The sequence below is a fragment of the Micromonospora sp. NPDC049282 genome (genome assembly GCF_043197045.1).
In the GTDB taxonomy this organism is placed as follows: domain Bacteria; phylum Actinomycetota; class Actinomycetes; order Mycobacteriales; family Micromonosporaceae; genus Micromonospora.
In genome coordinates this window covers 1-12568 of record NZ_JBICSL010000004.1, presented here as the reverse complement: position 1 = coordinate 12568, position 12568 = coordinate 1, and the positions used below count along the sequence as shown (strand labels likewise).

Sequence of the window (12568 nt, the reverse complement as noted above, 5' to 3'; positions counted from 1 at the left end):
TGGGTACGGAATCAGAACTGGATGCTGATGAGGCGACGTCGGCCGCCGGTCATGGTCACCTTGGCGACCACGGAGTTGCGGATCGTGGAGCTAAAGCCCAGGCCGGAAAGCTGATCCGGAGACGGCTCACACTTGGTGCGGTCGCCCAGAACCTCGAACACCTTGCGGTGCGGTTGCAGGTCGCTGCGGAGGAACTCGTTGTAGATCCCCCGCGTCGGCTGGTCGTTGACGCACCCCTTGAGCATGAAGAAGTAGTGCCGGTTGCCGACCTCGTTGTCGTCGAAATAGTTCGGCGAGTACATGATGGTGGACACCGGTACGAACCGTTCGGTGGTGATGCCCCACAGCTCCTTGGCCGCACTGCCCGGCTGCACGTCTTGACCCGGCCGGAAGGCGGTGATCACCCCGCCGACAACCGTCATCCGGCCCACCTCGACGGTCTCCTTGTGGCCGACCGCGCGCTCGTGGCGGTAATGCTCGATCTTCCCGTTGCTCTCGGTCTCGACCACGAAGCCGACCTGGGTGCTGTTCCGCTTGCGATACTGGTTCACCTCGATCCGGTACTCACCGTCGGGGACACGGTCGGTCCAGGTGACGTTCTCCACCGGCTCGCGGGAGAGCCTCCCGCCGGCGTTCATGTCGACGTCCAGCTTGTTGCGCTTCTCCTGATACCAGATGTGGTCGCCGTTGGGCTCGTACACGTGCAGGTCCAGGTCGTCGTGGTTGAACCAGGACAGGCTCACCCGCAGCTTGCCGGTGACGTTGCCGCCGGCCCGCTTCACCTTCTCCCTGATCGAGTCGGTGACGTTGCCCCCGTACGACCAGCCGAAATCGTTGTCCCACTTGAACAACCGCGGAGCAGCCGGATGGCGGCCGGTGGTGAGGCTGACGAGGTGCGGCTCGTAGGAGTTGGCGACCCACAGGTCGATGGTGGTGGCGCCGGGCAGGATGTCCTTCATGAAGGAGACCACGGGAATCTCCTCCGGCTGTGCGTCCCGACGGAGCGCACCTGACGACCGGGTGTTGGCCGCCTGCATGAGCAGCCCTTCGATGCCGTACTTCATCCGTGCCTGGGTGTCGTTGTCGACCCACAGCACGTTGGTGACCGACACGTCGGACAGCCGGGCGAACCGTCGCTGCAACGACTCCTCGATGCCCAGCTCGGCAATGGTCTTCATGGCGGCCTTGACCATGGCCGGGGTGATCAACGCCGTGGGGCGCTGGTAATTCTGCGGCGCCACCTTCGTCTCGAACGACCGGACCGCCTGCTCCGGGTCGACGCCCGCGCAGAGATCCTGGACGAGGGTACCGATCACCGTGTTGCGGAACCGGGCCGCCGGGTCCATGGCGTTGGCGAAGACGAAGGCCCGCCGGTCGGTCGCCTGGGTCCACCGGTTCTGCAGCGAGCGGAACTCGGTCACCGCCCGGCGATGCTCCGCGCCGCGGTAGAGGGCGTTGTCGTCGATGAGGTCGACGACGGTGTTCAGAGCGTGCTGGGTCAACTCGGCCAGGCCACGCTGGAAAACCTGCACCGCGGCGTTGAAGTTGCCCTGCGCCGCGCCGACGTCCTCGATGCGATGCCGCTTCTCCACCCGGCCGTGCAGGTGATGCCACACCTCGACCTGACCGTCGCGCAGCGTTCGGGTGGTCTTCGTCCCGTACTGCGCCTGGGTGGACCGGAAGATGGTGGACAACGGCAGCGAGCGAACGAACTCGTCCAGAGCGGCGGCGACGACGGAGAAGACCGGGTCGGATGCCGACACCCCGGACCAGACGGTACGGACCCTCCCGTCGTGGATCTCGACGACGTTGCCGAGGTGCTTGATGAAACCGCGGCAGGTCGAGCAGTCGTACTCGGACCGCTCACGGAACCGCAGATTGGTGCCGGCGGGGAAGGAATCGAGAAAGGTGAGCCAGAGTGAGTCCCGGTCGAGACCGTCGCCGACGACGTACAACTCGCCCTTCGACATGGTGGACAGACGGGACGTCACATCCACCACGAACTGCTGGAAATCGCCCACCGTTGCATCCCCCTTGATCGTCGGAGATCCTACGGAGCGAACGCCAATCGGAGAAACGCGTATTCGGCCGTCCGCCCGGTCACAGGCGGACGCCGGTGGCCGGCGGTCAGCGGTTCCGCCGGTCGGCCGGTCTCGCCGTTGAGCCGATCGCGGCCCACGCCGTGGTTGCCTTCCCCGCCATCGCGGCAGGCTGGGTGGTCGTGGGCGCGCCGATCACCAGGCGCAGGGCGCGTAGTCCTTCAGGAAGCAGCCGTACAGGTCCTCGCCCTGCTCGCCGCGGACGATCGGGTCGTAGACCCGGGCCGCGCCGTCGACCAGGTCCAGCGGGGCGTGGAAGCCGGCGTCCGCCAGCCGCATCTTCGTCGGGTGGGGCCGCTCGTCGGTGATCCAGCCGGTGTCGACGCTGGTCATGAGGATGCCGTCGGCCAGCATTTCCTGGGCGCTGGTCCGGGTGAGCATGTTCAGCGCGGCCTTGGCCATGTTGGTGTGCGGGTGCCCCGGCCCCTTGTAGCCGCGGGCGAACTGGCCCTCCATCGCCGACACGTTCACCACGTACTTCCGGCGGGCGGTCGCTGCGGCCATCGCCGGTCGCAGTCGGCTGACCAGCACGAACGGCGCGGTCACGTTGCACAGCTGCACTTCGAGCAGCTCGATCGGATCCACCTCGTGCACCCGCTGCACCCAGCTGTTGACCGGGTCGAGGTCCGGCACCAGACCACCGGCGTCGATGGCGGTGGCTGCCGCGATCCGTTCCGGCGAGGCGGAGCCGCTGGTCAGCGCCAACGCGGTGAGCGCCTGCGGGGTGATCGTGGCCGACTGCGGCGGGGCGATCAGGCCCGCCGGGTCGCCCTGGCCGGTAGGTTTGGCGAACGTGATCAGCTCCGGCAAAGGACCGTCCGGCAGGGCCGCCGCCTCCGCGGCGACGAGCTGCGCGTACGCCCCGGGCGTACGACGGACGGTCTGCGCCGCATTGTTGATCAGAATGTCGAGTGGTCCCTGAGCGCTGACCGAGTCAGCGAGGGCGATCACCTGGGCGGGGTCGCGCAGGTCGATCCCGACGATCCGCAGGCGGTGCAGCCAGTCCCCGCTGTCCGGCATCGCGGCGAATCGGCGGACCGCGTCATGGGGAAACCGCGTGGTTACCGTGGTGTGCGCACCGTCGCGCAGCAGCCGCAGCGCGATGTACATGCCGATCTTGGCTCGGCCGCCGGTGAGCAGCGCGCGCCGGCCGGTCAGGTCGGTGCGGGCGTCCCGGCGCTCCCGGTTGAGCGCGGCGCAGGGCGGGCAGAGCTGATGGTAGAAGGCGTCCACCTCGCGGTAGCGCTGCTTGCAGACGTAGCAGCCGCGCGGGTTGTGCAGGACGCCGGCCGTGGCACCGGCGGTGGGGGAGGCGAGCGGGATGCCCTGGGTCTCGTCGTCGATCCGGCCCGGGGCGCCGGTGGCGGTGGCCGCCGTCACCGCGCGATCGGCCGCTGCGACGGCATCCCGCCGTTCCTCGCGTCGCCGCTGCTTGATCACCTTGTAGAGCTTCGCGGTGGCCCGTTGCACCCGCACCACGTCGGGGTGGTCGGGAGGCAGGTCCTCCAACGCCTCGAAGACGCTGAGACAGGTCTCCAGCCGTCCGCGGTCAATGCCGTATTGACCGGTTTCGGTAATGTTGTCCGCCGTCATGCGTCGCTGTCTCGTTCCGTTCCCTGCGCCGGATCTACCCGGCCCACCCCAAGTCCGACCTGGAACTGTACGCACCGCACGGCCTCCGACGCATCCCGCGTCTGGACGCACCGGTGTGCAGCCCACGAATGGTGGAGCGGGGGCAGGGATGTGGCGACCGGGCGGGGCGCAGGGATGTCGCCTGTCGCCGCCCGATCGCCGGACGGCCGCCGGTCACGTCGCCGGTTCAGGGTGGACGATCATCACCGGGCAGTCGGCGTGGTGCAGCAACTGCTGACCGACCGAGCCGAGAAGGCTGCCGACCAGCGCGCCGTGGCCGCGGCTGCCCACGATGAGCAGAGCCGCGCCACGGGAAACGTCGATCAGGTTCTTTGCAGGGCTCCCGGCCACGGTCAGGGTCTTCACCGGCACCGCGGGGTACTTGTCGCGCCACGGCGTCAGCGCCGTGTCGAGGTCGCGGGCCGCGTCTCGCGAGGCGGCGTCCTGGTCGTAGGACACGAGCGGAATTTCCATCCCGTACGGCGGCATCGGCACCCGGTAGCTGCTGACCGCAAGCAGCCCACCGCCGCGCCGCTGCGCCTCGTCGAAACCGAGCGCCAGGGCGCGCAGCGCCGAGGCCGAACCGTCGACGCCGACCGCGATCGGACCGGATGGGGTTTCGCGTCGGCCGCTACGGACGACCACGACGGGACAGATCGCGTGGGTGGCGACCTCCTGGCCGACCGACCCGAGCAGCAGGCTGGCGAAGCCGCCGCGCCCGCGGTTCCCCACGACCAGCATGGCCGCGGTGCGGGCGGCGTCCAACAGCACTGCGGGCGGATCGCCGATCACGGCGGCGCCGGAGACCTCGATGCCCGGCTCCTGCGTCCGCGTCTCGGCGACGGCAGCAGCTGCCCTCTGGTCGAACTGTTGCGTGTTGGCCTCCTGCAGTTCGCCGCTGCTGCCGAACGCTGCTGGCGGCCCGCTCCAGGAGTAGCAGGTGATAATCTTCAACGGGGTGGCGTGTAGTCGGGCCTCGGCGGCGGCCCACCGCACCGCGGCCCTGCCCTGTTCGGAGCCGTCGGTGCCGACGACGATTTCGGGGTGTCTCATCTGTGCCTCCAGACCGGGCGGATGCAGGTCAGCCGGGCTGCGACCGCGAACCGGACGTCCTGGATGCCGTCGAACCGCTCGGCGACGCGTGCGGCCACGCGGTCGGGCCGGTTCCTTCCGGCGGTCCGGCCACCGCCACGTCGTCCGTGTCCGGCGCGTTCGGTCGGGCTCCGGTGCCGGCGGCACCCCCGCGACGGGTCGGATGGGCGCGGACGATCGCGACGGGGCTGGACGCGTGGTGCAGGACGCCCTGGCTGGTGGAGCCGAGCAGTAGACCGGTGAACCCGCCGCGACCACGGGTCCCGACCACAGTCAGCGCCGCCCCGGCCGATTCGGCGGCCAGGACGGCGGCCGGTCGGCCGTGGATCAGCTTTTCCCGCACCGGCACGTGCGGGTACGTGTCGCGGTAGCCGGCCAGTGCGTCGGTCACCATCCGGGCACGGACTTCGTCCTGAGCGTCGGACCCGGCGGCGGCCCGCTGATAGGCGTGGACCGCTACGACGCCCAGCCCGTGCCGTGCGGCGTGGGCGAAGGCGAAGTCGACGGCCGGGCTCGACACATCCGAGTTGTCCACGCCCACCACCACCTGTCCGGCGGCCGGTCCGGCTTCCGTACGGCCATGGCCGTCGTCGCTGTCGCTTGCGCGGATGACGATGACCGGGCAGGCGGCGTGCGCGGCGGTCTGCACGCCGACGGATCCGACGAGCAGGCCGGTGAACCCGCCGAGGCCTCGGTGGCCGACGACCAGCAGGTCAGCGCCGTCGGAGGCATCGATCAGCGCCGCCGCGGGCACCTCTGCCGGCAGGTCGGTGCTGACCGTCACGGTGGGTGCGGCGGCTCGAGCCCGATCGGCGGCGGCCGACAGCATCCGTTCGGCGGCGTGCTGGAGCCCGGCGTCGGGTGGGCCCACCGCGGGTGGTCCCATCAGTTCGTTGGTCAGCGGCCATCGGAACGCGTGCACGATCCGCAGCGGGCGGTGCCGGGCGGCGGCCTCCCGGGCGGCCCAGTCCACAGCGTGCAGGCTGGGCGGCGAGCCGTCGACGCCGACCACGATCGCCCCGGTGGAGTTGCTGGTCATTATCTGTTGCTCCTTGCGGTGGCAGGCGGCTGGGTGTCGATGGTTGTGACGTCCTCGAGGGCGATGCCGGGGTCGGCGAGCCGGGCGAGGTCGACCGGCTTCTGGCTGCGGATCAGGTCTGCGATCTGCGGTGTGACATCCCAGATGTTGACGTTCATGCCGGCCATCACCCGGCCGCCTGCGGTCCAGAACGCGATGAACTCGCGCTGGGTGAGGTCGCCGCGGACCACGACGGTGTCGTATCCGCCGGGTGGGGCGTAGCCGGTGTACTCCATGCCCAGCTCGTATTGGTCGGTGTAGAAGTAGGGCAGCCGGTCGTAGACGACCTCTGCGCCCAGCATCGACCGGGCGGCAGCCGGACCGGAGTGCAGCGCCGTGGCCCAGTGCTCGACCCGCAGGTGCGTTCCGTACAGCGGGTGGTAGGCGTCGGCGATGTCCCCGGCGGCGTAGACGCGTGGATCACTGCTGCGTAGCGCCTGGTCGACCACGACGCCGTTGTCGACCGTCAGTCCCGCCTGCTCGGCCAGCGTGACCTCGGGTCGGACCCCGACGCCGACGACGACCGCATCGGCCCGCAGCTCGGTGCCGTCGCCCAGTACTACCGCGGACACCCGGCCCGCGCCGCGGAACGCCTGTACGGTGGCGCCGCGGCGGAAGGTGACCCCGTGGTCGCGGTGCAGATCAGCGAAGACCCGGGCGATGTTAGGGCCGAGCACCCGCAGCAACGGCAGCTCGGAGCGTTCCACGACGGTCACGGTGGCGCCGCGCGTTCGGGCGGCCGCGGCGACCTCCAACCCGATCCAGCCGGCACCGACCACCACCAGGTGGGCGCCGTCGACGAGCGCGGCCGCGATCCGGTCGCTGTCGGACAGGGTCCGCAACGCCAGCACCCCGTCGAGGTCGGCGCCGGGGACGTCCAGGCGGCGGGGTGTCGCCCCGGTGGCCAGCAGCAGCGCGTCATAACCGACGCGGTGGCCGTCGGCCAGCTCGACCTGCCGGGTCGCGCGGTCGATCGAGGTCGCCCGGACGCCGGTGCGCAGGTCCACGTCATGCTCGGCGTACCAGCCGGCCTCGTGCACAAACACCGACTCACGCTCGGCCGCGCCCAGTAACAGGCCTTTGGACAGCGGCGGCCGCTCGTAGGGGCGTTCGGGTTCCTCCCCGAGCAGCACGATCTCGCCGCCGAAGCCGGTCTCCCGTAGCGTCTGCGCGGCTTTCGCCCCGGCCAACCCGGCTCCGACGATCACAAACACCTGTCGTTCTTTCATCGACTTCTCCTGCGATAGGTCATCGGTTGCGCGGGCTAGGGTGCGTTCACGGGCCAGCGCCTGCGCTGGGGCTGGGGCTGGTAGGAGGCGGACGGATGGGTGCCCACGGCGTCAGCCGCGCTCGACGTAACGCGTCTAACGACGGTGCGCAGCAGGACCGCGTCTTCCAGGGCGGTCAACGTGTGTCGGGCGCCGGGCACGATCAGCAACTGTCCTGTGGAGCCGTCGGTCGTGTCATCGCCGGCGGTGACGCGTACCCGGCCGCGGAGCACCTGCACCGTGGCCCCGCCGGGGCTGTCGTGCTCGTCCAGCCTTTGTCCCTTGGCCAACGCGATCACGCTCTGGTGGAGCAACTGCGGACGTCCACCGTCAACGGTGCGGATGCCGCGGCCCTCCGACGATTTCAGCGCATTTCCCAGCAGTCCATCGGCGAGCGTCGTCAACGACCACTTCTTCATCACCAACTCCAATTCGTGTCAGGGGCGAACACCTGGGCGGTCGGGGTGCGGGCGGCTCCGCCGCAACTCGCCGATCGTCGCGGGAGCGCCCGGGCGGTCGTGACCGCGCTGGTGGGCTGTCCACGGGTTCCAGTGACAGGCGCGGACCCGTCACGGCCCGCACGGTGTGCGCGTCTGCGTGTGGCGGCACCATGGCACGCGCGAGGCCCGCCTCCCGGCTCGTTCGGAACAACCCCTCGGTTGCAGCCTGGGCCGCCCCGAGCGCAATGGCACGGGGCGCAACCGGTCAACACCGGACCGTGTGGTCTGCCGACCGTCGGCAAGCACCGAGTTCTTCAGCCCGAGCCGGTCGAAGTCGGCGTCCGGATTGACGTGCTCACTGTCCGCAGTGTGTAGCCAGGCAAGCGATGCCGCCCCGATCGACACTTGCCGCGCGGCAGTCGGGCGCGGCTGCGGGATGGCCTCACGGCTGATCCGAGTACGCGCCTTGCCGAGCAGCAGCGCCAGCGCCATCGTGGAGCACGACGAGTGGGCAGCGGCGACCGGTTCCTCCGGGCTGCTCCTGCCGCCGGGCGTTTCCGTCCGTGCCGCCCAAGTCTGTCCAGCCCGATCCGCTGCCCGAAGCGGAGCCGCCGTTGCATCCATCGCACTTGCCGCGATCCGGCAACCCGGCACCGCGTCAGGTGCTGGCCGGACACCTGTCCAACGGCGAGCCCGCGGCGCGAACATTGACCTCGGCGCTTCGCTCCGCGGCCCGCGACGGCAGCCGCAAGCGACCGACCCGACCGGCATGAAGGAGGACCCGTGCAACGGCAGGTAAGAGTCCGCCGGGTCTACCACGACCGGTCACCTGACGACGGCCTTCGGGTGCTGGTCGATCGGGTGTGGCCGCGCGGTCTGGCCAAAGCCGTGGTCGACCTCGACGAGTGGGTGAAGGACATCGCACCGTCCGCGCCGCTGCGCCGCTGGTACGGCCACCGACCGGAGCGGTTCACCGAGTTCCGTCGCCGCTACCTGATCGAACTGCGCGACGCGCGACCCGCTGCCAGCCTCGACCGGCTCCGGAGGCTCGCCCGCACCGGGCCCGTCACGCTGCTGACTGCCACCAGGGACGTCGAGCACAGCCAGGCAGCCGTACTCAGCGGCCTTCTGGGCGACGCCCGAACAGCCCACGAGCCGCAACCGGAGCCCGCCGGTACGACCAGGGACGCCCCTCCCGCGAGTGCCGGGCGTGCACAGCATACGGATTCCCGGAAGGCCCGAGGATGAGTCACGAAACGACATTCGTAGACCGGCTACCCGCAGCCGCATTCGCCGACGCCGCGACCGCGGCCAGCAAGGCGCCGTCGATCCTCAACACCCAACCGTGGCTATGGGAAGTACACCCGGACCGGCTGGACCTGTTCGCCAACCGCCGCCGGCAATTGGCGGCCGGAGATCCTCAAGGCCGACAGCTGATGCTCAGCTGCGGAGCCGCCCTGCACCATGCCCGGGTCGCGCTCGCCGCTGACGGCTGGGCGGTGCACGTGGACCGGCTACCGCATGCAGGCGATCCTGACCTGGTGGCCACCCTCGTCGTGTCCGGCCGCGCTCCGGTGACGATGGAGGGGCTGCGCCTGGCACACATGATCTGGATCCGGCACACCGACCGGCGACCAGTCAGCGAGCAGCCCATACCGGAGGTCGGGTTGCAGGCCATCGAGGCCGCGGCCCGCGCGGAGGGCGACCTGCAGATCCTCAGCTCCGAGGACGTGGCGGACCTGGGTTCGGCGGCATGCCGGGCCGCCGCGGTCGAAGCCGGCGATGCGCAGGTAGCGGCGGAGCTGGCCTACTGGACCGGCCGCGCCAGGCTGGCAGGTACGGGACTTCCCCCCAGTGTGCTGCCCGCGCACCCCACCCAGACCATCGTGCCCAGCCGCGACTTCGGTCGGCCCGGGACCCTACCGGTCGGAGCCGGCCACGACCACGCCGCGGTCTACGCGCTGCTGTTCGGCGACGGTGACGGACCACACGATTGGCTGCGAGCCGGCGAGACGCTGTCCGCGGCCTGGCTGACCGCCACCACCATCGGCGTGTCGGTGGTACCGCTCAGCGGCGTCGTCGAAGTCGCCGACACCTGGCACACACTGCGGCGTCTACTCGCCCGCCTCGGTTATCCGTACCTCGCCCTGCGGTTGGGGATCGCCAACCCGGAACAGCCGGGGCCACCGCCGCGGACACCGCGGCTTCCGCGCGCACGGGTGGTCGACGACTCAGCACTGTCAGACCAGCGCTAGTCGCAGCCTGGGGCCGCCACTGACCGACGCCAGGTCCGTTGTCGCGACGGGGTTCGCACGCGACTGCATGAACGGCACCGGGCCACGCCACCTCGTTCTCCACCGCCGTCAGGGGCCGGGTCACTTCACCGCGCTGCCTGGCCGCAGCCGCACACAGCAGCGGCCGGGGCTCGGGACGAGCTCCGCGATACACCGCGAGTCTCCGGCACCATCGGCGACGCCGCGCAACAGGTGCAGGTTCACCCCGCACACGAGCGCCGTGTACTGCTGGGCGAGCCGGTGGAACGGGCAGTTGCCCAGCACCACGGCGCCGCCGTCATGCTCCGGCCGCCGTGGCTCGTAACCCGCGTCTTCCAGCGCCGCGAGCAGGTTGCCGGCCGCCGCGCCGATGGTCCTTCCGGTGTCGTAGGCCGTGCGGTGCAGCACCTCCCGCACTGCGGCGCCGGTGTCGATCGACTCGGTCACGGCTGCCGCGAGCAGGCCGCCGACCAGGTCGTAGTGCCGCTCGGGCACCGACACCGCCACCTCGTCGTCGTCGGTCCGCCGGTACAGCTTGGCGGGGCGGCCGGCGCCGGGACCGCCGCGCCCCGGCGGCCGGCGGTATTCGACGGCGAGCAGTCCCTGTTCGGCGAGTCGGTCGAGGTGGGAGGCGGCGACCCTGCGGCTGAGGCCGAGGGCTTCCGCGGCCGCGTCACGGCTCACCGCCGCCCCGGCGCGGGCGACCAGGTCGAACACGGCGCGCCGGGCCGGGTCGTCGAGGGCGGCCAGGGCGGCGACGCGGTCGGGCATCGGGCGAGGGGCCATGACCCCAGTGTAAAACACGAACATCTTGACTTTAGAAGGGAGGCGGCCTAGCTTTCTAACGCACGGAGATTCAGCTTTTAGAAGATCGGAGTACATGTCATGAGCATCAACGCACCGGGTGCGGCAACGATCTCCCGGCTGTCCGGCCGAGCCGCCGATCCGGCTCAGCAGGCCTTTCTGCTGCTGCGCACCGTCTTCACGGTGGCGCCGATAGCCTTCGGCCTCGACAAATTCGCCAACCTGTTGACCGACTGGCCCGGCTACCTGGCACCGTTCGTCGACCGGCTCGTCCCGGGCACCGCGCAACAGGCGATGTACGCCGTCGGCGTGATCGAGATCGTGGCCGGGCTCCTCGTGGCGGTCCGGCCGAAGTACGGCGCCGTCGTGGTGGCCGCCTGGCTGGCCGGGATCATCGTCAACCTGCTGATCCTGGGCGACTTCTTCGACGTCGCGCTGCGTGACTTCGGCCTGCTCGTCGCCGCTCTCGCGCTGTGGCGGCTAGCCAGCCGCCGACCGGCGAACCCGGCCTCGACTCGAGAGTAGACCTACTTCCTGACGATTCGGGCAGCTTCGCGAAGCAAAGCGGCCCGCGACCAGCCCCGCAGGTAGCGGCCGAGGTTCTCGACCAGCACCACTCACGACCCTCGTCCAGCTGAAAGGTGGACCGATGAGCACCCTGGAACGTCTCTACACCGAGTACGGCCAGAGCCCGTGGCTCGACAACCTCACTCGCGGCTACCTGCGCAACGGCACCCTGAAGCAGTTGGTCGCCGACGGCATCCGCGGCGTCACCGCCAACCCGACCATCTTCGCCAAGGCGATCGTCGGCTCCACGGACTACGACGAGCAGTTCGCCGCGCTGACCGCCGCCGGGCGGCCACCGCAGGACGCGTACTGGCAACTGGTCGTCGACGACGTCACCGCCGCGCTGGCCGTGCTGCGCCCGGTCTTCGACACCAGCGGCGGGACCGACGGATTCGTGTCCGTGGAGGTGGCCCCCGAGCTGGCCCGCGACACCGGGGCCACGCTGGGGGCCGCCCGCGCGCTGCACGAGCGGATCGCCGCGCCCAACCTGTTCGTCAAGATCCCCGCGACCGAGCAGGGCGTCCCCGCCATCCGCGAGATGATCGCCGACGGGCACAGCGTCAACATCACGCTGATCTTCTCCCTCACCCGTTACGAGCAGATCATCGAGGCGTACCTGTCCGGGCTCGAAGCCCTCGTCGAGCGCGGTGGCGACCCGTCGCGGGTGCACAGCGTCGCCTCGTTCTTCGTCAGCCGGGTCGACACCGAGGTCGACCGGCGCCTCGAGACGGCCGGCACCCCGCCAGCCCTGGCCCTGCGCGGTCAGGCGGCGATCGCCCAGGCCAAGCTCGCCTACCGACTGTTCCGGGAACGCTTCACCGGCGAGCGGTGGCAACGACTGGCCACCCTCGGGGCGCACCCGCAACGGCCGCTGTGGGCCTCCACCTCCACCAAGAACCCGGCCTACCCCGACACCCGCTACGTCGACCACCTCATCGGCCCGGACACCGTCAACACCCTGCCCGAGGTCACCATCGCCGCGTTCACCGACCACGGCACCCTGGCCCGCACCATCGACACCGAAGTCGACGAATCCGCCGCGGTGATGCGCCGACTCGCCGCGGCCGGCGTCGACATGGACGACGTCGGACTGACCCTCGAAGACCAAGGCGTGGCCGGCTTCCACGCCTCTTCCCAGCGGGTGCTGGCCGCGCTGGCGACCAAGGCCGAGCAGCTCAGCCACCGCTGAGTGGGAATGGGCCGGATGGGCGCGGTCCGGGTGTCGGCTCCGCCTGAAAACTGACCACGTGGTTCCGGCTGAATCGGGACCACCTCCTGAAGCATCGGGAGGTGCTGAGCGTGGAGGACTGGGCAG

11 protein-coding genes are annotated in these 12568 nt (G+C 70.5%); 4 read left to right on the top strand and 7 right to left on the bottom strand.

What is annotated here, in order from left to right; all coding sequences use genetic code 11:
- Positions 1 to 11: 11 nt before the first annotated feature.
- From ACGFI2_RS09345 to ACGFI2_RS09320, 6 genes are all read right to left on the bottom strand, one after another.
- Entirely contained in the window at positions 12 to 2021 is a 2010-nt protein-coding gene (locus ACGFI2_RS09345) for a hypothetical protein (protein ID WP_393513229.1), read from the bottom strand.
- A gap of 213 nt (positions 2022 to 2234) precedes the next feature.
- Positions 2235 to 3692: an SDR family NAD(P)-dependent oxidoreductase gene (locus ACGFI2_RS09340; protein ID WP_393513226.1), complete on the bottom strand. Its 1458-nt coding sequence runs from the start codon at positions 3690 to 3692 to the stop codon at positions 2235 to 2237.
- Between the two features lie 213 nt (positions 3693 to 3905).
- Complete coding sequence (locus ACGFI2_RS09335; RefSeq protein ID WP_393513223.1) at positions 3906 to 4784, bottom strand: universal stress protein; 879 nt, start codon at positions 4782 to 4784, stop codon at positions 3906 to 3908.
- A gap of 28 nt (positions 4785 to 4812) precedes the next feature.
- Positions 4813 to 5862, bottom strand: a complete 1050-nt coding sequence (locus ACGFI2_RS09330; protein WP_393513220.1) for a universal stress protein — start codon at positions 5860 to 5862, stop codon at positions 4813 to 4815.
- Positions 5862 to 7130: an NAD(P)/FAD-dependent oxidoreductase gene (locus ACGFI2_RS09325; protein WP_393513217.1), complete on the bottom strand. Its 1269-nt coding sequence runs from the start codon at positions 7128 to 7130 to the stop codon at positions 5862 to 5864. The genes ACGFI2_RS09330 and ACGFI2_RS09325 overlap by 1 nt, the downstream gene beginning before the upstream one ends.
- A 35-nt stretch (positions 7131 to 7165) precedes the next feature.
- Entirely contained in the window at positions 7166 to 7588 is a 423-nt protein-coding gene (locus ACGFI2_RS09320; protein ID WP_393513215.1) for a cupin domain-containing protein, read from the bottom strand.
- A gap of 804 nt (positions 7589 to 8392) precedes the next feature.
- Here ACGFI2_RS09320 and ACGFI2_RS09315 point away from each other — a divergent pair.
- Together ACGFI2_RS09315 and ACGFI2_RS09310 are read left to right on the top strand one after the other, a co-directional pair.
- Entirely contained in the window at positions 8393 to 8857 is a 465-nt protein-coding gene (locus ACGFI2_RS09315; protein ID WP_393513212.1) for a DUF488 domain-containing protein, read from the top strand.
- Positions 8854 to 9864 carry an Acg family FMN-binding oxidoreductase gene (locus ACGFI2_RS09310; RefSeq protein WP_393513209.1) on the top strand — a complete coding sequence of 337 codons (1011 nt, stop codon included), beginning with the start codon at positions 8854 to 8856 and terminating at the stop codon, positions 9862 to 9864. Before ACGFI2_RS09315 ends, ACGFI2_RS09310 begins: the two co-directional genes overlap by 4 nt.
- A 120-nt stretch (positions 9865 to 9984) precedes the next feature.
- On the opposite strand, the gene ACGFI2_RS09305 is transcribed toward ACGFI2_RS09310, so the two are convergent.
- Entirely contained in the window at positions 9985 to 10668 is a 684-nt protein-coding gene (locus ACGFI2_RS09305) for a helix-turn-helix transcriptional regulator (RefSeq protein ID WP_393513206.1), read from the bottom strand.
- Positions 10669 to 10767: 99 nt separating this feature from the next.
- On the opposite strand from ACGFI2_RS09305, the gene ACGFI2_RS09300 reads away from it, so the two are divergent.
- Together ACGFI2_RS09300 and tal are read left to right on the top strand one after the other, a co-directional pair.
- On the top strand, positions 10768 to 11211 hold the full coding sequence (locus ACGFI2_RS09300; protein WP_393513203.1) for a hypothetical protein: 444 nt from the start codon (positions 10768 to 10770) through the stop codon (positions 11209 to 11211).
- Between the two features lie 124 nt (positions 11212 to 11335).
- On the top strand, positions 11336 to 12442 hold the full coding sequence (tal, locus tag ACGFI2_RS09295; protein ID WP_393513200.1) for a transaldolase: 1107 nt from the start codon (positions 11336 to 11338) through the stop codon (positions 12440 to 12442).
- Positions 12443 to 12568 lie beyond the last annotated feature (126 nt).